This window comes from Microbacterium ginsengisoli (assembly GCF_000956535.1).
GTDB classification, from domain to species: Bacteria; Actinomycetota; Actinomycetes; order Actinomycetales; family Microbacteriaceae; genus Microbacterium; species Microbacterium ginsengisoli.
This window is the reverse complement of record NZ_JYIY01000064.1, coordinates 34,293-57,799: the sequence shown is the minus strand read 5'-3', so window position 1 is coordinate 57,799 and position 23,507 is coordinate 34,293. Positions and strand designations below refer to the sequence as shown.

General features: G+C 70.0%; 12 protein-coding genes. 11 read left to right on the top strand and 1 reads right to left on the bottom strand.

Features of this window, described 5'->3' with window-relative positions:
* Positions 1-323: 323 nt before the first annotated feature.
* The 3 genes from rpoB to RR49_RS04245 all read left to right on the top strand — a co-directional run bounded on the left by rpoB (position 324) and on the right by RR49_RS04245 (position 8,490).
* A complete protein-coding gene (gene rpoB / locus RR49_RS04255; protein WP_045246825.1) occupies positions 324-3,821 on the top strand; it encodes a DNA-directed RNA polymerase subunit beta in 3,498 nt (1,165 codons plus the stop codon).
* A 41-nt stretch (positions 3,822-3,862) separates the two neighbouring features.
* Positions 3,863-7,738 (top strand): DNA-directed RNA polymerase subunit beta', encoded by a 3,876-nt coding sequence (rpoC, locus tag RR49_RS04250; protein ID WP_045246824.1) that lies wholly within the window; start codon positions 3,863-3,865, stop codon positions 7,736-7,738.
* A 152-nt stretch (positions 7,739-7,890) separates the two neighbouring features.
* A complete protein-coding gene (locus RR49_RS04245) occupies positions 7,891-8,490 on the top strand; it encodes a hypothetical protein (RefSeq protein ID WP_045246823.1) in 600 nt (199 codons plus the stop codon).
* A gap of 42 nt (positions 8,491-8,532) precedes the next feature.
* Here the strand turns inward: RR49_RS04245 and RR49_RS04240 are convergent, their stop codons facing one another.
* The gene (locus tag RR49_RS04240; protein WP_048809285.1) at positions 8,533-9,144 is read right to left on the bottom strand and encodes a hypothetical protein; all 612 of its coding nucleotides are present in this window, start codon (positions 9,142-9,144) and stop codon (positions 8,533-8,535) included.
* Between the two features lie 164 nt (positions 9,145-9,308).
* Here RR49_RS04240 and RR49_RS04235 point away from each other — a divergent pair, with 164 nt between their 5' ends.
* The 8 genes from RR49_RS04235 to RR49_RS04200 all read left to right on the top strand — a co-directional run bounded on the left by RR49_RS04235 (position 9,309) and on the right by RR49_RS04200 (position 23,506).
* A complete protein-coding gene (locus RR49_RS04235; RefSeq protein WP_045246822.1) occupies positions 9,309-10,262 on the top strand; it encodes a hypothetical protein in 954 nt (317 codons plus the stop codon).
* A gap of 19 nt (positions 10,263-10,281) precedes the next feature.
* Entirely contained in the window at positions 10,282-10,683 is a 402-nt protein-coding gene (locus tag RR49_RS15095) for a DUF6121 family protein (RefSeq protein ID WP_048809284.1), read from the top strand.
* Positions 10,684-10,748: 65 nt separating this feature from the next.
* The gene (locus tag RR49_RS04225) at positions 10,749-11,426 is read left to right on the top strand and encodes a hypothetical protein (protein WP_045246821.1); all 678 of its coding nucleotides are present in this window, start codon (positions 10,749-10,751) and stop codon (positions 11,424-11,426) included.
* 128 nt (positions 11,427-11,554) lie between these two features.
* The gene (locus RR49_RS04220) at positions 11,555-12,688 is read left to right on the top strand and encodes a serine/threonine-protein kinase (protein WP_045246820.1); all 1,134 of its coding nucleotides are present in this window, start codon (positions 11,555-11,557) and stop codon (positions 12,686-12,688) included.
* Positions 12,689-18,640, top strand: coding sequence for an Ig-like domain-containing protein (locus RR49_RS04215; RefSeq protein WP_045246819.1), 5,952 nt, complete (start codon positions 12,689-12,691; stop codon positions 18,638-18,640).
* A 47-nt stretch (positions 18,641-18,687) separates the two neighbouring features.
* Positions 18,688-19,653, top strand: a complete 966-nt coding sequence (locus RR49_RS04210; protein WP_045246818.1) for an AAA family ATPase — start codon at positions 18,688-18,690, stop codon at positions 19,651-19,653.
* The gene (locus tag RR49_RS04205; protein ID WP_045246817.1) at positions 19,650-21,008 is read left to right on the top strand and encodes a DUF58 domain-containing protein; all 1,359 of its coding nucleotides are present in this window, start codon (positions 19,650-19,652) and stop codon (positions 21,006-21,008) included. The genes RR49_RS04210 and RR49_RS04205 overlap by 4 nt, the downstream gene beginning before the upstream one ends.
* Positions 21,005-23,506, top strand: coding sequence for a transglutaminase domain-containing protein (locus tag RR49_RS04200; protein ID WP_048809281.1), 2,502 nt, complete (start codon positions 21,005-21,007; stop codon positions 23,504-23,506). The genes RR49_RS04205 and RR49_RS04200 overlap by 4 nt, the downstream gene beginning before the upstream one ends.
* Position 23,507: the final 1 nt, after the last annotated feature.

The window sequence follows — 23,507 nt, the reverse complement described above, 5'->3', positions numbered from 1 at the left end:
GCATGGGGCGGGCTGCGAGGGCGCGCGGCATTGAGTGAGGTGCGAGGGTGCGCGGAGGACGGGCGGGGAGGGGGAGGCGCGCGGAGGGGCGACGCGCGGTTATACCGCAGCAACCGAAACTCGTCAAGAATCGTGCTGGACATGTCGCCCAGAACGACGTATAGTCAGTAGTTGCGCTCTGTCTCCCCCTGCCTTCATATGGTGGTCGGCTGCTGCGCTCGTGCCCCCGCAGATAGCGGCGTGCGGTGCGAGACCGGGGGAGAGAGCACTCCACCTGACGACAAGGACGATGAGCCCCGTATCGGGCCTCTGGAGGTTACCCCTTGGCTGCCGCGCCCAACGCATCCGCCCCCACCACCCCCAAGAACGGACGCGCGGCTTCGCGCCTCTCGTTCGCGAAGATCAACGACACGCTGACGGTCCCCGACCTGCTGGCGCTGCAGACCGAGTCTTTCGACTGGCTCGTCGGCAACACCACCTGGAAGGCGCGGGTCGCCGAGGCCAAGGCCGCCGGTCGCACCGATGTGCCCGAGCGCAGCGGCCTCGACGAAATCTTCGAGGAGATCTCGCCGATCGAAGACCTCAGCGAGACGATGCAGCTGAGCTTCACCAACCCGTACCTCGAGCCCGAGAAGTACTCCATCGAGGAGTGCAAGGAGCGCGGCAAGACCTACGCCGCCCCGCTCTACGTCGAGGCCGAGTTCATGAACCACCAGACCGGCGAGATCAAGACGCAGACGGTCTTCATGGGCGACTTCCCGCTCCAGACCGACAAGGGCACGTTCATCATCAACGGCACCGAGCGCGTCGTCGTCTCGCAGCTCGTCCGCTCGCCGGGCGTCTACTTCGACAAGGTCGCCGACAAGACCAGCGACAAGGACATCGTGTCCGCGCGCGTCATCCCCAGCCGCGGCGCCTGGCTCGAGTTCGAGATCGACAAGCGCGACCAGGTGGGTGTGCGCATCGACCGCAAGCGCAAGCAGTCGGTTACCGTCTTCCTCAAGGCCCTGGGCCTCACGAGCGAGGACATCCTGACCGAGTTCGCCGGCTTCGACTCGATCGCCGAGACGCTCTCGAAGGACACCATCCTCACCAAGGAAGACGCGCTCCGCGACATCTACCGCAAGCTGCGTCCGGGCGAGCAGGTCGCCGCCGAGGCCGCTCGCGCGCTGCTCGACAACTTCTACTTCTCGCCGAAGCGCTACGACCTCGCGAAGGTCGGCCGCTACAAGCTGAACCAGAAGCTCGGCATCGACAAGCCGCTCACCGACTCGGTGCTCACGGTCGCCGACATCGTCGCGACCATCAAGTACCTCGTTGCACTGCACCGCGGCGACAAGACCTTCGAGGGTGTGCGCGCCGGTAAGCCGGCCGACATCCGCATCGACGTCGACGACATCGACAACTTCGGCAACCGTCGCATCCGCGCGGTCGGCGAGCTGATCCAGAACCAGGTCCGCACGGGTCTGTCCCGCATGGAGCGTGTCGTCCGCGAGCGCATGACCACGCAGGACATCGAGGCCATCACCCCGCAGACCCTGATCAACGTGCGCCCCGTCGTCGCCGCGATCAAGGAGTTCTTCGGAACGTCGCAGCTGTCGCAGTTCATGGATCAGAACAACCCGCTCGCGGGTCTGACCCACAAGCGCACGCTGTCGGCGCTCGGCCCTGGCGGTCTGTCGCGTGAGCGCGCAGGCGTCGAGGTGCGCGACGTGCACCCCTCGCACTACGGCCGCATGTGCCCGATCGAGACGCCGGAAGGCCCGAACATCGGTCTGATCGGCCGTATGGCGACCTTCGGCCGCATCAACGCGTTCGGCTTCATCGAGACCCCGTACCGCAAGGTCGTCGCGGGTCGCGTCACCGAGCAGATCGACTACCTCACCGCCAGCGAGGAGAACGAGTTCCGTGTCGCCCCGGCCAGCACCCCGCTGAACGCCGACGGCACGTTCTCGCAGGACCGCGTCCTCGCCCGTCGTGGCGACGGCGGCGAGGTCGACCTGTTCCCGGCCGACGAGATCGGTTACATGGATGTCTCGCCCCGCCAGATGGTGTCGGTCGCGACCTCGCTCATCCCGTTCCTCGAGCACGACGACGCCAACCGCGCCCTCATGGGTGCGAACATGCAGCGCCAGGCCGTGCCGCTCGTGCGCAGCGAGTCGCCCGTGGTCGGCACCGGCATGGAGGGCTTCGCGGCCATCGACGCCGGTGACGTGGTCACCGCGCAGAAGTCGGGTGTCGTGCTCGAGGTGTCGGCCGACGTCGTCACCATCCAGCTCGACGAGGGCGGCACGCAGGACTACTTCCTGCGCAAGTTCGACCGCTCGAACCAGGGCACGTCGTACAACCAGCGCGTGGTCGTCTCGGCCGGCGAGCGCATCGAGGCCGGCGAGGTGATCGCTGACGGCCCCGCCACCGAGAACGGCGAGCTCGCTCTCGGCAAGAACCTGCTGGTCGCGTTCATGACGTGGGAGGGCCACAACTTCGAGGACGCCATCATCCTCAGCCAGGACCTTGTGAAGGACGACACCCTCTCCTCGATCCACATCGAGGAGTACGAGGTCGACGCCCGCGACACGAAGCTCGGCAAGGAGGAGATCACCCGTGACCTCCCCAACGTCAGCCCCGACCTGCTGAAGGACCTCGACGAGCGCGGCATCATCCGCATCGGCGCCGAGGTGCGTCCCGGCGACATCCTCGTCGGCAAGGTCACGCCGAAGGGCGAGACCGAGCTGAGCGCCGAGGAGCGCCTGCTGCGCGCCATCTTCAACGAGAAGAGCCGTGAGGTGCGCGACACCTCGCTCAAGGTTCCTCACGGTGAGCAGGGCACGATCATCGCGGTCAAGGAGTTCAACGCCGAGGAGGGCGACGACGAGCTCGGCTCGGGCGTCAACCGCCGCGTCGTCGTCTACATCGCCCAGAAGCGCAAGATCACCGAGGGCGACAAGCTCGCGGGCCGCCACGGCAACAAGGGCGTCATCGCCAAGATCCTCCCGGTCGAGGACATGCCGTTCCTCCGCGACGGCACCCCGGTCGACGTGATCCTGAACCCGCTCGGCATCCCCGGCCGCATGAACTTCGGCCAGGTGCTCGAGACCCACCTCGGGTGGATCGCGAAGCAGGGCTGGAAGGTCGAGGGCACCCCGGAGTGGGCCGCCCAGCTGCCGAAGGCCGCGTTCGAGGCCGCGCCGAACACGAAGGTCGCGACCCCCGTGTTCGACGGTGCGTTCGAGGAGGAGATCGCGGGTCTGCTCGACTCGACGAACCCGACGCGCGACGGCGACCGCCTCATCGACCGCTCGGGCAAGACCACGCTGTTCGACGGCCGCTCCGGCGAGCCGTTCCCGGCGCCCATCTCGGTCGGCTACATGTACATCCTGAAGCTGCACCACCTGGTCGACGACAAGATCCACGCCCGCTCGACCGGCCCCTACTCGATGATCACGCAGCAGCCGCTGGGTGGTAAGGCGCAGTTCGGTGGCCAGCGCTTCGGTGAGATGGAGGTGTGGGCCCTCGAGGCCTACGGCGCCGCGTACGCGCTGCAGGAGCTCCTGACCATCAAGTCCGACGACATCCTCGGCCGCGTGAAGGTCTACGAGGCGATCGTCAAGGGCGAGAACATCCAGGAGCCCGGCATCCCGGAGTCGTTCAAGGTGCTCATGAAGGAGATGCAGTCGCTCTGCCTGAACGTCGAGGTGCTCTCGGCGGACGGCACGGCGGTGAACCTCCGCGACACGGATGACGACGCCTTCCGCGCAGCGGAGGAGCTCGGCATCAACATCTCCACCCGGTTCGAGACCTCGTCGATCGACGAGATCTGAACCCGGCCAGGCAAGAACTGAATTTCGACACAGGAGAATTCGTGCTCGACGCAACAACTTTCGATGAGCTTCGCATCGGCCTGGCCACCGCCGACGACATCCGTCGTTGGTCCTTCGGTGAGGTCAAGAAGCCCGAGACCATCAACTACCGCACGCTGAAGCCCGAGAAGGACGGGCTCTTCGGCGAGCAGATCTTCGGCCCCTCCCGCGACTGGGAGTGCGCCTGCGGCAAGTACAAGCGCGTGCGCTTCAAGGGCATCGTCTGCGAGCGCTGCGGCGTGGAGGTCACCAAGAGCTCCGTGCGCCGTGAGCGCATGGGCCACATCGAGCTGGCCGCCCCGGTCACGCACATCTGGTACTTCAAGGGCGTTCCCTCGCGTCTCGGGCACCTGCTCGACATGGCGCCGAAGGACCTCGAGAAGGTCATCTACTTCGCCGCGTACATGGTCATCTCGGTCGACGACGACGCTCGTCACCGTGACCTGCCCACGCACGAGGGCCACATCCGCAACGAGCTGAAGACGATCGCCGATCGTCGTGACTCCCGCATCGCGACCCGTCTCGCGAAGCTGGAGGAGGAGCTCGCCGCGCTCGAGGCCGAGGGTGCGAAGGCCGACCAGAAGAAGAAGGTCAAGGACGCCGCCGAGAAGGACATGGCGACGATCCGCAAGAACGCGGACGAGCAGATCGCCAAGCTCGAGCGCGTGTGGGAGGAGTTCCGCACGCTCGCCGTCGGCCAGCTCAAGAGCGAGGACGAGGTCTTCAACGAGCTCTACGACCGCTTCGGCCAGTACTTCGAGGCGCACATGGGCGCCGAGGCGATCAAGCGTCGCCTCGAGGAGTTTGACCTGCAGACCGAGGCCGACAACCTGCACCTGCAGATCGCCGAGGGCAAGGGCCAGCGCAAGATCCGCGCGATCAAGCGCCTGAAGGTCGTCAACTCGTTCCTGTCGACGGGCATGAGCCCGGCCGCCATGGTGCTCGACGTCGTGCCGGTGATCCCGCCGGAGCTGCGTCCGATGGTGCAGCTCGACGGTGGCCGCTTCGCGACATCCGATCTCAACGACCTCTACCGTCGCGTGATCAACCGCAACAACCGTCTCCGTCGCCTGATCGACCTGGGTGCGCCCACGATCATCGTGAACAACGAGAAGCGGATGCTGCAGGAGGCCGTCGACGCGCTGTTCGACAACGGTCGTCGTGGTCGTCCCGTCACGGGCACGGGCAACCGTGCGCTGAAGTCGCTGTCCGACATGCTCAAGGGCAAGCAGGGCCGCTTCCGTCAGAACCTGCTCGGCAAGCGCGTGGACTACTCGGGCCGTTCGGTCATCATCGTGGGCCCGCAGCTCAAGCTCCACCAGTGCGGTCTGCCCAAGCAGATGGCGCTCGAGCTGTTCAAGCCGTTCGTGATCAAGCGCCTCATCGAGCTGCAGCACTCGCAGAACATCAAGGCCGCCAAGCGCGCCGTCGAGCGCACGCGTCCCGAGGTCTGGGACGTGCTCGAGGAGATCATCCGCGAGCGCCCGGTGCTGCTGAACCGTGCCCCCACGCTCCACCGTCTGGGCATCCAGGCGTTCGAGCCGCAGCTCGTCGAGGGCAAGGCCATCCAGCTCCACCCGCTCGTGTGCGCCGCCTTCAACGCGGACTTCGACGGTGACCAGATGGCCGTGCACCTGCCGCTGTCGGTCGAGGCCCAGGCCGAGGCCCGCATCCTGATGCTCGCCTCGAACAACATCCTCAAGCCGTCGGACGGCCGCCCGGTGACCCTGCCCTCGCAGGACATGATCATCGGCCTGCACCACCTGACCACGGTCAAGGAGGGCGCCGCCGGTGAGGGTCGCGTGTTCGGCTCGGTCGGCGAGGCGATCCTCGCGAAGGACGAGGGCACGCTCGACATCCAGGCGAAGGTGCGCATCCGCGTTCCGGGGCTGACGTTCCTCGAGGGCCAGGCGCCCGAGGGCTACGAGCGCCACGGTCTGCTGGATGCCTCGCTCGGCCAGGCGATCTTCAACGACACCCTCCCCAAGGGCTTCCCGTTCGTTCGCGAGCAGGCCGACAAGGGCAAGCTGTCGCAGATCGTCAACAAGCTGGCCGAGGAGTACCCGCGCGTCGAGGTGGCCGCTTCGCTCGACCGCATCAAGGACGCCGGCTTCTACTGGGCGACCCGTTCGGGCGTCACGGTGGCGCTGAGCGACGTTCTCACCCCGCCGAACAAGGCCGAGATCATCGCCGGCTACGAGAAGCAGGCCGCGAAGGTGCAGGGTCAGTACGACAAGGGTCTGACGACCGACGCGGAGCGCCGCGCCGAGCTCATCAAGATCTGGACCGAGGCCACCGACGAGGTGCAGAAGGCGATGCGCGCCAACTTCCCCGACGAGAACACCATCAACCGCATGGTGTCCTCGGGTGCTCGTGGTAACTGGCTGCAGATCCGCAACATCGCGGGTATGCGTGGTCTGGTGAACAACCCGAAGGGTGAGATCATCGCCCGTCCGATCATCTCCTCGTACCGCGAGGGTCTGTCGGTGGCGGAGTACTTCATCGCGACGCACGGTGCCCGTAAGGGTCTGGCCGACACCGCTCTGCGTACCGCCGACTCGGGTTACCTGACCCGTCGTCTGGTGGATGTCTCGCAGGACGTCATCATCCGCGAGGAGGACTGCGGCACGACCAAGGGTCTCGAGCTGCCGATCGCCTCGGTCGGCGCCGACGGCGTCCTCATCAAGGACCCGAACGTCGAGAACTCGGTGTTCGCCCGCACTCTGGCCGCCGACGCGGTCTCGGAGTCGGGTGAGGTGCTGGCCCCGGCCGGCTCCGACGTGGGCGACGTGCTCATCAACAGCCTGGTCGAGGCGGGCGTCACCGCCATCAAGGTGCGCTCGGTGCTCACCTGCGACTCGGCCGTCGGTGTCTGCGCGAAGTGCTACGGCCGTTCGCTCGCGACCGGCAAGGTCGTCGACATCGGAGAGGCCGTCGGCATCATCGCGGCCCAGTCGATCGGTGAGCCCGGCACCCAGCTGACGATGCGTACGTTCCACACCGGTGGTTCGGCATCGGCCGAGGACATCACGCAGGGTCTGCCGCGTGTCCAGGAGCTGTTCGAGGCCCGTACCCCCAAGGGCGCGTCCCCGATCGCCGAGTCCGACGGTCGCATCACGATCGAGGAGACCGAGAAGCAGAAGAAGGTCATCCTGACGCCCGACAGCGGCGACGAGCCGCATGTCTACCCGGTGCTCAAGCGCGCGACGCTCCTGGTCGAGGACGGCCAGCACGTGACCGTCGGTCAGCCGCTGCAGGTCGGCACGCTCGACCCGAAGGAGATCATGCGCGTGCAGGGCGCCCGCGAGGTGCAGAAGTACCTCGTCGGCGGCGTGCAGGGCGTGTACCGCTCGCAGGGTGTGCCGATCCACGACAAGCACATCGAGGTCATCGTGCGTCAGATGCTCCGCAAGGTCACCGTGGTCGACCACGGCGACACCGGACTCCTGCCGGGTGAGCTCGTCGACTCGCGTCGCTTCATCGACATCAACCGCGAGTCGGTGTCGGAGGGCAAGCGTCCCGCGTCGGGCCGTCCTGAGCTGATGGGTATCACGAAGGCGTCGCTCGCGACGGAGTCGTGGCTGTCGGCCGCGTCGTTCCAGGAGACGACCCGCGTGCTCACGCAGGCCGCCATGGAGGGCAAGCGCGACCCGCTGGTCGGTCTCAAGGAGAACGTCATCATCGGAAAGCTCATCCCCGCGGGAACCGGTCTGTCGAAGTACCGGAACGTCACGGTGGAGGCCACGGAGGAGGCGAAGAGCGAGCGGTACCCCAACCGCATCTTCGCGTCGGACGGCGCGTACAGCGACGCCGACTTCACCTACGTCGACTACGACAGCTTCTCGACGGACGACATCGCTCCCGGTACCTACAACTGAGAGTGAGCGGATGCCGCGGCATCCGTCTCGACCGAAGCGCCCCGGCTCGTGCCGGGGCGCTTCGGCGTTTCCGGGTGCATCCGCCGCGCGCCGTTTCCGGCGTGTCGGCCGCGGGGTCCGTACCGTGGGGGCGGGAGGTGCGGATGGCGCGGGTGGGTGGACGCAACGAGGTCATCGCGTGGATCATCGGGCTGCTGTCGGTGGCCGTGGTGCTCGCGCTGCTCGTGTTGGCGCTGCCGGCGTTGCCGTTCGGCTCGGGGTTCGTGTCGCAGCTGCTCGGCCAGTCGCGTCCGACGACGTCGCCGACGGTCGATGCGACCGAGGCTGCCGTGCCGACGACGGGATGCGGGCCGTATCTGGGCGATGCGCTGTGGCAGTCGGTGGCGCTGCGTCGGGGCGTGCAGCTGGTGGAGGCCAAAGATGCACCGACGAGCGCGGCGAAGGACCTCGTGGGCGCACTCTCGCCGCAGGTGCAGCTCTCGTGCGCGTTCACGGGCCCGGGTGGGACCGAGAAGATCGTGACGTCGATCTCGACGGTGACCGTGGGTGCCGAGCAGGTGGCGACCGCGGCACTGGGGAGCACCGGATTCCAGTGCGTGCCGTTCGGTCAGGGCACCCGCTGCACCCGCACGATCGGGGCGGTCACCGAGGACGACGTCATCGAGGGGCAGACGTGGCTGTCGACGACCTTCACGAACTGGCGGCCGCTCGGCTACACCGAGGCATTCGCGGCGAAGATCTGGCCGAAGTGAGCGGATGCCGCGGCATCCCCGCCGGCGGGTGGGAGGGGGCGGTCAGCCCCAGAGGTGCGCGACGATCGCGGCGGTATACCCGGTGGGGGCGAGGTTCGACCAGAGGGTGTCGAGCAGCACGCCGTCCTTCCAGAACACCGTGCGCCCGTCCATGACGGGGTAGGTGGCGTCCTTCCAGGTCTTGCCGCAGCGTGAGCCGCCGTTCTCGGGGTAGCAGTCGAACTTCTGGTCGACCTGCAGCGTGGCGAACAGGGTGGCCGCGTCGCTCTGCGAGAGCTTCGAGATGCGGGTGCTGATGCCGGTGGTGTCCGATTTCGGGTCCCGCCAGTTGCACACCAGCGATCCGTCGGCCTGCACTCCGCCGCCGACGGCCGGGTCGTTGAGGGGCGTCTTGCCGAGCTGGGTCAGCACGTCGGCGGTGAGCAGAGACCGGCAGTCGGTGGGGATCGCGATGGGGGTGGCGGACGGCTCGGGACTCGGGGTGACCAGAGCGGATGCCGCCGGCGTCGGCGTCGCGCCGGCGGTCGGTGTCGCGCTCGAGCCCTCGGGTGACGGCGTGACGGCGCGCGGAGGTGCGGTGTAGCTGCCGCAGCCCGCCAGGGCGAGTCCGGCCGCGAGCAGGAGGGCGACGGCGGGCAGACGGCGGGCGGGCATGCTGGGAGGGTAACCCGCGGCATCCGCCTCTCGGCCCGCCACACCCGGACCGTCGCCGGATCGTGTCGCGGTGTGGCGTGGGAGGTGTGTGGTTCCGGCGCGTCGCGCGTGTGCGGCGGTACCCTCGCCATGCGGACGCACGTCCGCGTGAGGAGCAAGGTCTGATGAGCGACGCCACCCCGAAGGACACCGACGCCGCACCGGAGCAGCCGGTCTCCGACGCCTCCGTGGAGACGGCGCCCGAGGCCGCGCCGGTCGTCGAGGCCGCCCCGGCGTCGGCCGCCGACACCCCTGCGACAGTCGAGCCGGTCGTCGCCGAGCCGGTCGCCGCTGAGCCCGTCGTGGTCGAACCCGCCGCCGAGCCCGTCTTCATCGAACCTGCGCCGGTCGCCGAGACCGCGGCATCGGACTCGACCCCGTGGTACGAGCGTCCCGAGGTCGTCGCCGCCGCAGCCGCGGCGCCCGAACCCGCCTATGTTCCGGCAGCCGCGTACTCCGCCGAGACCACGACACTCGCTGAGCAGCCGCCGACCGTCGCCTACGCGCCGAGCCCGATCTTCGTGCAGGCGCCCGAAGCGCCGCTTCCGCGCGGCAACCGCGCCGCCGCCGGTGGCATCGGTCTGATCGCGGCTGTCGCGTTCGGCGTGGTGCTGGCCGTCGCCACGCTCATCAGCGGTTTCGTCGACCGCACCGTCGACTTCGGCAATGTCGGCACCGCCGCCTTGGCGCTGCTGCCGAGCTGGTCGTTCTGGCTGCCGATCGCCGCGTTCTTCGTCGCATTCTGGTTCCTCGGGGCGATCCTCAACCGCGCCCGCTGGGGACTGTGGGTGATCTTCGGCATCCTCGTCGGCGTGGCCGCGTGGGCCGGTGTCGTGCTGGGTGCGCTCATCGATGCGCCGTTCTGGCAGCTGACGGCACGCCAGACCCTCACGCTCGCCGAGGCCAACGTGCTCACGCCGCTCTCGGTCGTCGCATTCATCGCCGGTCGTGAGCTGACCATCTGGTTCGCGGCGTGGGTCGCGGCCCGCGGACGTCGCATCACCGCGCTGAACGAGGAGGCGCAGGCCGAGTACGAGCGCACGCTCGAGGCGGGTCCCCAGCTCGTGCACCAGGCCTGATCGCCGCCGGAGCGATCGGATGCCGCGGCGCCTCGCGGTCGCGATGGCCACGGTGCTGTTCGTGGCGCTGGTGGTCTGCGGGTTCGGCTTCGGCACGCTGCTGACCGATGTCGACGTGGTGTCGGCAGGCGGCGTCGGACCGGTGCCGGGAGCGTTGGCGGTCGTGGCGGCAGCGGGCGCCCTGGCGCTCGTGATCCTTCCGCCCGGGCGAGCGGTCGTGGCGGTGCCGGCCGCCGTCGCGGCGGCCTTCCTCTCCTACGTGGTGGTTCTCGGTGCGGGGGTGCTCGTCGCCTCGAGCGATCCGGCGGTGGCGTTGTCGGCCGTCGGGCGGGCCGCGGCATCCTGGCCCGGAATCGTCGTGGCGGGCGCGGCGGCGCTCGCCGCGCTGTCGGTACGGGTGTTCACTCCCCGTCGCGGCTGACCAGATCGGATGCCGCACCGCGCGCCCCGTGACCGTGGGCGTCGGGCGCACTACCGTGTTCTCCTGTGGAGCGTTCGCTCGAGACACAGGTCAGCCAGGCGGTGGACGCCTGGCTGCGCTGGCTGCCGCGGTGGGAGCCGGCGACGCATCGGGGTCGGTCCGCACCGTGCCGACGCTGCTTCGGATCGCCGGTGCTGTCGGCCGCGGGTCTCGGCTCGGACGTGCCGCACGGCGTGCAGCACGGGCTGTCGACCCGGGTCAAGGCAATCGTCGATCACGCGGTCGCCGACTACACGGCCAAGAACCTGCCGCTGCTGAACGCCGAACTCGACCAGCAGGCCGCCCGCAACCGGGAGCGCACCTACCGCCCGACCGAGGGGCTCGAGCCCGAGTTCGAGGGCATGCCGCTGGACCCCGACCCCGTTCCGGGGATGCCGTTCCTGTTCACGATCGCGGGGCTTGCCGCCGAGGCCGACGGGGATGTCCCGAGCCTGCCGCCTCTCTCGGACGAGGCCAAGGCCGCGCTTCGACAGGAGGTCGGCCTCGCCGACGACTACGCGAACATGGTCGGCCGGGAGGTGTGCAGCATCCTTCTGCACCATCGCATCCGCATCCAGGCCGCGGTCGCCGAGTACGTCGAGCCGCAGATCGCGCTGATGCTCGAGGAGCTCACCCGCACCCTCGACGCCCCGTTCTGGGCCGATCCCGATTCGGATGCCGGGGGCACCACCCCGCTCGTCTGAGCCATCCACAACGCCGTGTCAAGCATCCGGGGGCGACCTATCGCTTTGTTAGCATGAGCGGGCTCCGGGGCGCACCACACCACCCACACCGCTTCGCGTGACCGGAGGACGGTTCCGGGGGTTCGATGATGGCGCAGCGAATGCCTTCCGCGCCGCCCGTCCTGCCCGGGCTGACCTACGTGAGACCTCTCGGATCCGGCGGATTCGCCGACGTCTTCCTCTATGCGCAGGATATGCCGCGCCGACAGGTCGCCGTGAAGGTGCTACCGAGCGATGTCGGCGACCCCGACCTGCTTCGCATGTTCAACGCCGAGGCCGACGTGCTCGCGCACCTGTCGGCGCACCCCTCGATCGTCACCGTCTACCAGGCCGGCATCTCGGCCGACGGACGCCCGTACATCGTGATGGAGTACTGCCCGGGGTCGCTCGCTCAGCGGTACCGCCTCGAGCGGCTGCCGGTCGACGATGTGCTCGCCACGGGTGTGCGTATGGCGAGCGCCCTCGAGTCGGCGCACCGTGCCGGCCTCATCCACCGCGACGTCAAGCCCAGCAACATCCTCGTGACGACCTTCGGCTCACCGGTGCTCGCCGACTTCGGCATCGCGTCGGCGCTCGCCCGCTCCTCGAGCGAGGAGGTGCTCGCGATGTCGATCCCGTGGAGCGCGCCCGAGGTCGTCGAGGAGCAGAGCAGCGGCACGATCTCGAGCGAGGTGTGGAGTCTCGGCGCCACCGTCTATTCGCTTCTCGCCGGCCACAGCCCGTTCGAACGACGTGAACGCGGGCAGAACTCGAAGGACCAGCTGCGCCGACGCATCGCCCGGGCGAGCTACACCGAGATCGCCCGCACCGACGTGCCCGCCGAGCTGCAGCAGGTGCTGCAGCGGGCGATGAGCCGGGATCCACGGAAACGGTATCCGACGGCGTTGGCCTTCACCGAGGCGCTGCGCGAGGTGCAGCGCGACCTCGGCCTGGCTCTGACCCCCCTCGAGGTGGCGCAGGGTGAGTGGGAGCCCGGGGTCGCCGCGGTCGATCTGACGGATGCCACGCTCCGCGGCAGCGTGCGCTCGCACGTCGTCCACGACTCACGCCGCAAGAAGCGGGAGCAGTCCGGTGTGCGCGGGCTCGCGCGCGATGAGGACTCCGACATCTCCGCGCCGACGCGCGGCGGTGCGCGGGTGCCCTGGGTGCTGGCCGGTGTCGCGGCCGCGGCGGTGGCCGCTCTGGTCGTGATGGTCGTGCTCGTCGTGGTCGGAGTGATCTGAGTGCGGCGCGTCGGGATCATCGCCACCGTCTCCGCGGTGGTGGTCGCCGGTCTCGTCGTCGCGCTCGCGGTGGTCTGGCCCGGTCTCGATGCGCAGGAGACGCCGAAGTACGACACCTCGGTGTGGGCGCTGCAGACCGGCGACGGCCGGCGGTACGCGCGGGTGAACACCAGCATCGGAGAGCTCGACACTGTGCGCTCGATCAGCAACCCGAGCGAGGTGGCGCAGGGACCTGACGGGGCGTACCTCTACTCGGACAGCTTCACGAAGCTCACGAAGATCGACCCCGCGCAGCCGGTGAACCTCGACGAGGAGACCCTGCGCGCATCCGACTCGACACCGTCGGGAACGAAGGATGTCGCCACCTCCGGCGACTTCGCGGCCTACCTGACCGACGCGGGCGCCGTGTTCGCGGGCCGGCTGTCCACAGGATCGTCGAGCCTCGTCGACCCGGACGCCGCCACCGACAACGCGCCCCAGTATGCGGCGGATGCGATCGCGGTCGATGCCCGCGGCCGGCTGTACGCCTATTCGAAGCGCGACAAGCAGGTGCTCGTCTACGACATCGTCACGGGGAAGCAGCTGCGCCGGGACGACGCGAGCGCGATCGATCCGGCGACGCCGCTGATCTCGGCCGCGGGGGACACGTGGGTGCTGGTGGGCGCCGACACCGGCGACGTCCTCGTGCAGGGGCGCGCCGCCGAGAAGATCCCGGTCACCGGCACGGCCGTGGTCGGGGCACCCTCCACCTCCGTGGGTGCGGTCTACGTCGCGTCGGCCTCGGCACTCGTGAGCGTGCCGGTCGACGGGTCGTCCCCGCGGGTCGAGGAGGGGTCCGAAGGAGGCGCGAGCCTCGGTGTTCCGGCGACCCCCGTCGTGCACGACGGCGAGGTCTTCGCGGCGTGGGTCGGCACGGGCGCCGACGGCGGGGTGCTGTGGAGCTCGAAGACCGGTCGCAAGACGCTCGACTACGGCGGATTGAGCCTCCCCAACGACGTGCGCCCGGCGTTCGTGCAGAGCGCGAACGCGGTCATCCTCAACGAGACGCGCTCCGGATGGGTGTGGCTCGTGCCCGACGGCACCCTCGTGACATCCAGCCAGGACTGGTCGCTGGATGATCGCACCGATCCGACGCAGGCGCAGAGCGATCAGCAGCAGCAGGTGGTCATCGACCCGAAGCCGCCGATCGCGGAGCCCGACACGTTCGGGGTGAGAGCGGGCGCTCTCGTGTCGCTGCCGGTCCTCCTGAACGACCACGACCCCAACCAGGACGTGCTGAGCATCGATCCGGCCTCCGTCACCGGACTCGATCCCGGCTTCGGCACCCTCAGCATCACCGACAACCGTCAGCAGTTCGCCGTGCAGGTGGCGCCGGGTGCGAGCGGCACGGCCACGTTCCAGTACGCGGTGAGCGACGGCACGACCTCCGACGGCCTTCTCTCGAAGCCGACGACCGTGACGCTGACCGTCGTGCCGCCGTCCCAGGACGGTGCGCCGGTGTGGTGCGGCGTCGAGAAGTGCCTGCAGCCGTGGCCGACCCCGGAGGTCGCGCGAGGGGGCACAGTGACGGTGCCGGTGCTGCCCGGCTGGGTCGACCCCGAGGGCGACCCGGTGTTCCTGCTGAGCGTGCAGAACCCGTCGGGCGTCGGCACCGTCGCGGCATCCCCGTCGGGGGAGGTCGTCTATCAGCACGCCGACGACGGGTCGGGTGGCGAGCAGCAGATCGACCTCATCGTCACCGTGTCGGATACGACCGGCAAGACCGCCGAGCGCACGCTGACGATCAGGGTGACGCCCCAGCCGAAGCTCACCGTGCAGTCGTTCGCGTCGGTCGACGTCGTCGGCGCGGGTGCCGAGATCGACGTGGCCCCGCACGTGACGGGTACGGCGGGTTCACTGCACCTCACCTCGGTGCGGGTGCTCGATCAGGCCGCCGCGAGCGCGACGATCGTGGACGGCTCGACCCGTTTCGACTTCTCGGCGCAGGCGGCGGGCACCTATCGCGTCGACTTCACGGTCTCCGATGGGCAATCGGATGCCACGGGCACCGCCAAGATCACCCTGCTCCCCGCCGACGCGCCCGCGCAGCTGGCGACGGCCCCGGTCGTCGCGTTCGTGCATCCGCAGCAGGACGCCACCCTCGACGTGCTGAAAGCCGTCTCGAACCCGACCGGCCGGGTGCTTCTGATCAACGACATCGTCGGCACCGCGGCGTCGGGGGCGAGCCTGTCCGTGGACGGTGTGGGTCAGAGCTACATCCGCGTCTCGGGTACGACGGCGACGGGCGCGTCGGGACTGCTCGGCACCGTGACCTATGCGGTCAGTGACGGCACCGATGACGCGGGCTCCCGCGTCACCGGCACCGCGACGGTCTACCTGCTCCCCGAGGCGCCCGCACTCGCCCCCATCGCCGTCGACGACACCGTCACCGTGCGCGAGGGAACTCAGATCGACATCCCCGTGCTCGACAACGACATCTCGCCGGCCGGAGGGGTGCCGGTGCTCGATCCCTCCTCGGTGCGCTCCTCGACGCCGGATGCGCTCGCCTTCGCCTCGGGAAGCACGCTGCGCTACCTCGCCCCGGCCACCCCCGGCGACTACACCGTGGAGTACTCCGACTACACATCGGGCTCGCCGAGGCTGCAGTCCACCGCGACCGTGCACGTGCACGTGCTGTCGAACGACACGAACCGTGCCCCGACCCCGCGCACGCTCGAGGGTCGCGTGCTCGCCGGTCAGTCGGTGCTGATCCCGTTCGACGGGTACGGCATGGACCCCGACGGCGACACCGTCACCCTCACCGGCATCGACGGGCAGCCGCAGAGCGGTGTCGCCACGATCTCGCCCGACGGCGCCTCGATCCTCTACACGTCGGTGTCGGGCTACCGCGGTCAGGTGTCTTTCACCTACGAGGTGACGGACGAGTTCGGCGCGGTCGGCAAGGGCACGGTGCGGGTCGGGGTGCTCGACGACCAGTCGAACCCGAGCCCGGTCACCTTCACCGACTACGTGCAGGTGCAGGCGAGCGAGACCAACAGTGTGCGGGTGAGTCCCCTCGCCAACGACATCGATCCGACGATGCAGGGTCTGACGCTCACCGACGTGCGCCCCGACCTCCCGGCGACTCTCGACGACGGATCTCCCAACCCGCAGTACGAGGCCGAGAAGGCGCGGGTGACCTCGACGACCGACGGCATCGTGGTCATCACGGCCGGCACCGATCCGGGAACCACGTCGTTCCTCTACGACGTGAAGTCGGGATCCGGCAACACCGGTCGTGGACTCATCGTGGTGCAGGTCATCCGCGATCCCGTGCCGGATTACCCGATCGTCGCCGACACCGTGCTCACTCCCGAGAATCGAGACGACATCGTCGGCGGTGTCGACGTGCTCACGGGCAGGTCGAGCTGGTCGGCGGGCGATGTGTCGTCGCTGACGGTGTCGCTGTGGCATCCCGTCGCGGGCTTCACCGCCGACGGACGCACGATCTCCGGCGCGGTGCCCGAGGCGACCGAGCTGATCCCGTTCGTCGTCACGGGGAAGATCGGCGACACGCAGGTCTCGACGTACGCGTTCCTGCGTGTACCGGGGCGCAACGACATGTCGGTGTCGCTGCAGCCGAGCATCCGGCCGGTGCAGGTCACCGAGCTGGAGTCGGCGGAGTTCGACATGACCGACCTCGTCAGCGCACCGCGCGGGACGACGATCGAGGTCGGCCCGGATGTCTCGGCCTCCGGGGCGCGGCAGGGTGCCCTGTGCTCCGTGGTCTCGGGCACCGTGCTGCGGTACGACGCGAACGCGAACGCCCCCTGGGTCGACGCATGCCGCGTGCCGGTCCGCGTCGTCGGCCAGCACCAGTGGACCTACCTGTCGGTGCCCATCACCGTCATCCCGCGCGACCCGCAGCCGCAACTGTCCCCGGCCTCGATCACCGTCGGCCCGGGGGAGACCCAGACGTACGAACTCAAGACGATGACGACGTGGCAGCTGCGCCCCGACTGGGAGAACATCCGCTACGCGGTGCAGTACTCCGGGTCGCTGTTCCAGGTCTCGCTCGCGGGCTCGGTGCTCACTGTCACCGGAAACGACCGGGCGCTCCCGGGTGCCCAGGACGCCGTGGTGGTCACCGTCACGAACTACACCTCGGTGCAGCCGGCGCGTCTGATCCTGAGGGTGGGCGCGGCGCCGTCGACGCTGCCCGCGGGCGGCACCGTGGCGCGGCAGTGCTCCCAGGCGAACGGCTCCTCGTGCACGTTCGCGGTCATCGGCGCGAGCGGCGAGGTCAATCCGCTGCCGCGCACGCCGCTGATCGTCGTGGCGGCGCGTCCGGTCGGCGCGTGCGTCGGGGTGAGCTTCCAGGTCGCGTCGCCCACGAGCGTCACCGCCTCGTGGACATCGGATGCCCCGGGCGCGACGTGCACGGCTGCGTTCTCCGTGCAAGATGCGCAGGGCCGCATCACGACCGCCGAGCGCGACGGCACGATCCTGCTCGATCTGCAGGGATACCCCAAGGCTCCCGCGAGCGTGCGGCAGACCGACTACGCCGACGGCACCTTGACGCTCCGGGTCGACCCCGGTGCCGCCGCGCTGGCGTACCCGGCGCTCACCGGGTTCGTCGTGCGCTGGCAGGGACAGGTCGTCGCCCAGTGCGCCCCGAACGGTGTCTGCCCCGACATCTCTGCGCCCAACGGCGAGCAACGCACCTACGAAGTCTGGGCGGTCAACGCCGTCGGCGAGTCGCGATCGAGCGTGCGCACCCTGGGCTGGGCGTACGACGCGCCGGCCACGCCGGGTCAGGTCACCGCGACCCCCCTCGTCACCGCCGACGGGTCGGGCAAAGTCGTCGACCTGCAGGTGAGCGGGATCGACGCGGCCCAGACGGGCTCGCTGCGCATCCAGAGCGCCGTCGGCGAGACGCGCACCGTGACCATCGCGCCGAACCAGACGAGCGTCTCGGTGTCACGGTTCGTGGTCGGATCGAACACCCAGACCCCGGTGACCGTGACACCCGTCTCGCGCTACTCGCTCCCGCCCGGGCTCGCGGGGTCGACAGCCGGGTCGGCGGCGACGGTGAACACGAACGGCGTGGGTGCGCCGGTGAACGCCGCCCTGGCGCTGCAGGCCACCTCGAATGGGAACGGCACGTCGACGATCCTCGCCACCGGCACGGCCCAGCCCGGCGGCGATGGGTCGCAGCTGCGCTTCGGCGTCGTGCAGGGCACCGGCGGGTGCACTGCATCACAACCTCCCACGAGCGGGTCCGGCACGTATCAGGTCGAGTCGACGGTGCCCGACGGGATCGTGTACACCTTCACGCTCTGCGTGCGGTCGATGATCGGCGGCACGTCCTTCGGGGACGCGGGCGACACCGAGCAGGTGCGCGCCGTGCAGAGCCAGGCCGCCCCGCAGGGCTACACCTTCACGGTCGCCCCCGCACCGCAGGTCTCCGCCAGCACGCCGAACCAGGTGTTCTGGACGATCCAGAGCGCGCCGACCTCGACCGAGCAGCCGCCGACGAACAACCACGCGGAGTTCTCCGGATACCCGACGAACGTCGTCGGCTCCGACCCGGGGATCCGGGTGCGGTACGTGCACAACGACTGGGGCACGACCAGCAATTGGGCCGATGTGACGCCCGCCGCCGGGTCCGCGCCGTACCAGCTGCAGGCGCGGTGGAGCGCCGTCTGCACGACCGGCTCCGATCTGCAGCGCACAGGGGCCTCGTCGAACAGCCGGGCCGCCCTCACGTTCTCCGACGTGCATTACTACCGCAACGGACTGCTCGGACCGGTCGAGCTCACCCCGGACGCGAACGATCCCTGGCTGGTTCCGGCGGGCGCCGACTACGCGACCCTGTCGGTCGCCGTCGACTGGTCGGCGACCGGGTGGAACGTGAACGGCTACTCCACCAGCTTCCGCGTCGACTGCAACCCGCCCAGCGCGGGCGGCTGAGCCGCGGCATCCCTCTGTTCCCCGTCCCCTCACGCAAAGGATTCCCGATGACCCTCACGCAGGAGCAGGCCACCTGGTTCGCGCAGACGTTCGGTCAGATCGCCGACAACGTCGAACGGGCGATCCTCGGCAAGCGGCACATCGTGGAACTGGTGCTCACCTCGATGCTGAGCGACGGGCACGTGCTGCTCGAGGACGTCCCCGGCACCGGCAAGACATCCCTCGCGCGGGCGCTCGCGCAGTCCGTGCAGGGCACGAACACGCGCATCCAGTTCACCCCCGACCTGCTGCCCGGCGACATCACCGGCATCACCGTGTACGACCAGAAGTCGGGGTCGTTCGAGTTCCACTCCGGGCCGATCTTCGCGAACATCGTGCTCGCGGACGAGATCAACAGGGCGAGCCCCAAGACCCAGTCGGCGCTGCTCGAGGTGATGGAGGAGGGCAAGGTCACCGTCGACGGCGTGTCCCGCGCGGTCGGCGATCCGTTCCTCGTGCTCGCGACCCAGAACCCGGTGGAGCAGGCGGGCACCTACCGGCTGCCGGAGGCGCAGCTGGACCGGTTCCTGATGCGCACCTCGCTCGGGTATCCCGACCACGCGGCGACGGTGCGCATCCTCGACGGCGCCGCGGTCGCCACGGCCGATCTCCCTCCGATCGTCACGCCGCAGGCGCTCGCCGGCATGGCCGACCTCGCGTCGCACACCTATGTCGATGCCCTCGTCCTCGACTACATCGCGCGCATCGTCGACGCGACCCGCTCGGCCGACGAGGTGCGCCTCGGGGTGTCGATCCGCGGGGCGCTCGCGCTCACTCGCGCCACCCGCACGCGCGCCGCCTCGCAGGGGCGCACCTACGCCACCCCCGACGACGTGAAGTCCCTCGCGGTCGCGGTGCTCGCCCACCGGCTGATCCTGCACCCGGAGGCCGAGTTCGACGGCGTCACCCAGGAGGCCGTCGTCGGCGAGGTGCTGCTCGACGTCGCGCCTCCCACCCAGCGCGAGACCGCATGACGCTGAACGACTCGCGCGTCGCGCGCACGCAGACCTCGGGGCACACGACCACCGCCCGCACGCAGGTGACCACCGTCGGTGGCCGTCGCATCGTGGGCGCCGTCGTGTGGCTGACCGAGGTGTGGGGCGTGCTGCGGCGGGCGGGTGCGGCCACCGCGGAGTGGCTGCGCGACACGGTGCGTCCGGCGGGTGCGGTGCTGGCGGTCGCCGGCACGGCAGGCCTCGTGCTCGGGCTCGTGTTCGGGTGGGTGGAGGCGATCGTCGCCGGATGCCTCGGACTGCTGCTGCTGGCGATGGCGGTGCCGTTCCTGTTCGGCGGCCGGTCGTACGACGTCGACCTCACGATGACGCATCAGCGCGTGGTGGCGGGCGACGCGGTGGACGGTCGCATCGTGGTGCGAAACGTCGGTCGACGCACCGCCCTTCCGGGGCGTCTCGACGTGCCGGTCGGGCGTGGGCTCATCGAGATCGGGGTACCGCTGCTGCGTCCCGCCCAGCAGGTGGTTCAGCCGGTGGAGATCCCGTCGCTGCGTCGCGGCATTGTGACGGTGGGCCCGGTGACGACCGTACGGGGCGATCCGATCGGGATGCTGCGCCGCGAGCGTGCGTTCGAGGACGTCCACGAGCTGTTCGTGCACCCGCGTACGGTCACGCTCCCGTCGACGAGTGCGGGCCTCATCCGCGACCTCGAGGGTGCCGCGACCCGCCGGCTCGTCGATGCGGACATGTCGTTCCACGCCATCCGCGAGTACGCACCGGGCGACTCTCGCCGACAGGTGCACTGGAAGTCGACCGCGAAGACGGGGCGGCTGATGGTGCGCCAGTACGAGGAGTCGCGTCGCTCGCGCATGGCTGTCGTGCTCGCGGTCGCGGCGACAGAGTACGCCGACGCCGACGAGTTCGAACTCGCCGTCTCCTGCGCGGCGTCGCTCGGGCTCCGTGCCGTTCGCGACGCGCGCGAGCTCGACATCCTGGCCGGGTCCGCGATCCCCCGGGTGGTGCGAGGTCGGCTGCGCGCGGTGCAGCACCTGCCGACGATCGCGGCGCGGCCGCTCCTCGACGGTTTCAGCGGCGTCGAAAGGCTGGAGAACACGGTTCCGGTCGACGAGGTGTGCCGGGCCGCCGTCGAGGCGAACGAGCGGCTCTCGGTCGCGTTCCTCGTGCTGGGGTCCACGCTGACCCTCAGCCGGGTGCGGCAGATCGCGCTCGCGTTCCCGGCGGACACCGCGGTGTTCGCCGTCATCTGCGATGAGCGCGCGCATCCGCGCCTGCAGGTGCTCGGCTCTCTCACGGTGCTCACCGTCGGCACCGTCGACGACCTCGCAGGTCTGCTGCTGCGGGGGGCGACGTCGTGAGCGCCGCACGCGGTCGCACCGCGTCGCCCTGGCCGCGGGTGGTGGCCGGGGCATCCTATGTGCTGACGATGGTCGTGCTCGGAACGGTCGCGACCTGGCCGATCTACCGCACCGCGTGGCTGCTCGTCGTCGTCGCGGTCGCGGCGGTCGTGGGTGCGGTGATCGCCGCGGCGGTGACGCGGCGACGACTGCCGTGGTGGGTGGTGGTGCTCGCGCTTCTCGGTGCCGTCGCCGTGCTGGGCGTGCCCGTGACGATGCCGGGGCGCCTGAGCGCGCTCGATCAGCTCGGCGGCGGGTTCGTCGAGCTCGCGCGCGGAGTCGCGCTCGCGTGGAAGGACCTGCTCACGGTCGACCTTCCCGTCGGCGACTACCGCAACCTGCTCGTCCCCGTGTTCGTGACCTTCCTGGTCGCGACGACCCTGGCGCTGCTGGCGGCCTGGCGGGCCGACCGCCGTGCGGTGCTCGCGGTGCCGGCGGCCGTCGCGATGCCCGTGTTCGGTCTGCTCTTCGGCCGCTCCGTGACGAGCGATCCGCTCGTGCTCGGCCCGGTGTCCGTCCCCGCCCCGATCGAGACCTTCGTGGGGGTGGCGACCGTGGTCGCCGCCCTTCTCTGGCTCGCATGGCGGGAGCGGGATCAGCGGCTGCGCCTGCTCGAGGCCGCGGCCGGGGCCAGCGGCATCCGCGCCCGGCGACTGCGCACGGGGTTCTCGGGTGGCCGGCTCGCCCTCGCCGCCGGAATGGTGGTCGTGGCTGTCGTTGTCACGGCGGCGGTCGTGCCGTTCGCCGCCCTCGGCGTCGACCGCGAGGTGCTCCGCAGTGCGGTCGGGCCGACGATCGACCTCGCGGCCGAACCGAGCCCGCTCTCCACCTATCGGTCGCTGTTCAGCGACACCCAGGCCGACCAGGTGCTCTTCCAGGTGACGACGACGGGCACCGCGCCCGCTCGAGTGCGGCTTGCGACCCTCGACGTGTACGACGGCGAGATCTACCGTGCCGGTTCCTCCGGTGACGGGCGCTTCGTGCGCGTGCCGTCGAGCCTCGATGCGGGTGCGGGCACCGCGATCGACGCAACCGTGACGATCGGCGGCCTCAGCGGCATCTGGCTGCCGACCCTCGGCCAGGTCTCGTCGGTCGACTTTCAGGGGTCGCGGGCCGCGGGCCTCAGCGACGGCTTCTACTACAACGCCGATGCGCAGGCGGGCGTCGACACCGTGCCGAACGGCCTCGGCGCGGGTGACGTCTATCGCGTGACAGGGGTCGACCCGATCACCCCCGATCTCGCGACCGTGCGGGCTCCGGGAGGCGCGGCCACCTCGGTGACCCTGCCCGACAACCTCACGAAGTGGGTCGAGGTCCACCAGACCGGCACGGGGGGCGAGGCGCTGTCGGGGCTGGTCGCCCTGCTGAGGGCGCGCGGCTATCTCAGCCATGCCCTGTCGGTGTCGACCGGGGAGACCCCGGTGTGGATGGCGGGGCTCGCGGACTACACCTTCCAGCCCAGTGCGGCCGGTCACTCGCTCGCGCGCGTCGACCAGCTCTTCGCCAAGCTGCTGCAGCGCGAGGCCGACCCGCAGGCGGCGGCGACCGACAACTACGTCGCAGCCGTCGGCGACGACGAGCAGTTCGCCGTCGCGGTCGCCCTCATCGCGAACAAGCTCGGCTTCCCGGCCCGCGTGGTTCTCGGCGCCCGTCTCAGCTCGGCGGACGCGACGGTGCCCGTGTGCGTGGACGGAGCTTGCCGTGCCGACGACCTGAGCGCCTGGACGGAGGTGCGCGACGACCAGGGACAGTGGATCGCGGTGGATGCCACCCCGCAGCACGCCCAGTCGCCGAGCCTCGAGGTGACGCGACAGCGCGACCCCGAGAACGTCACCGAGGTGCGTCCCGACTCGGTCGACGAGGTCGCACCGCCGAACCCTGTGCAGCAGGACTCCGATCGGCAGGCTTCGTCGGCGGGTGACTCCGGCTGGGACCTCGCCTGGCTGTGGGCGACGCTGAAGATCGGCGGCCTCGTGCTGCTCGTGCTGCTTGTGCTCGGGGGGCCGTTCCTCCTCGTGGCCGGGGCGAGGTTCTTCCGGCGTCGCTCGCGCCGGCTGCAGGCGGATCCGGCGCAGAAGGTGGCGGGGGGCTGGGATGAGTACGTGGATGCCGCGATCGACGCGGGTCGTGCGCGGCCGGCGAGCCGCACGCGGCGCGAGCTCGCCGCGCTCTACGGCACACCGAGCGGGACGGTGCTCGCCGACGGCGCCGATGAGGCGGTGTTCTCGCCCCGCCCGCCCAGCGCCGAGGAGGCGGACGCGTTCTGGCGCATCGTCGACGAGGAGCGCCGCGGCTTCGCCGGTGGCCAGGGGTTCTGGCGAAAACTCGCCACGGCTCTATCGTTGAGATCATTCGTGCGGTTCGCCGCGCCGAGGTTCACGCGCTCGTCCACCCGATCGGGCGCCCGTGCAGGATCGACCGGAAGGGGGACGCGCCGGACTCGCCGTCCCGCGCGCTAGG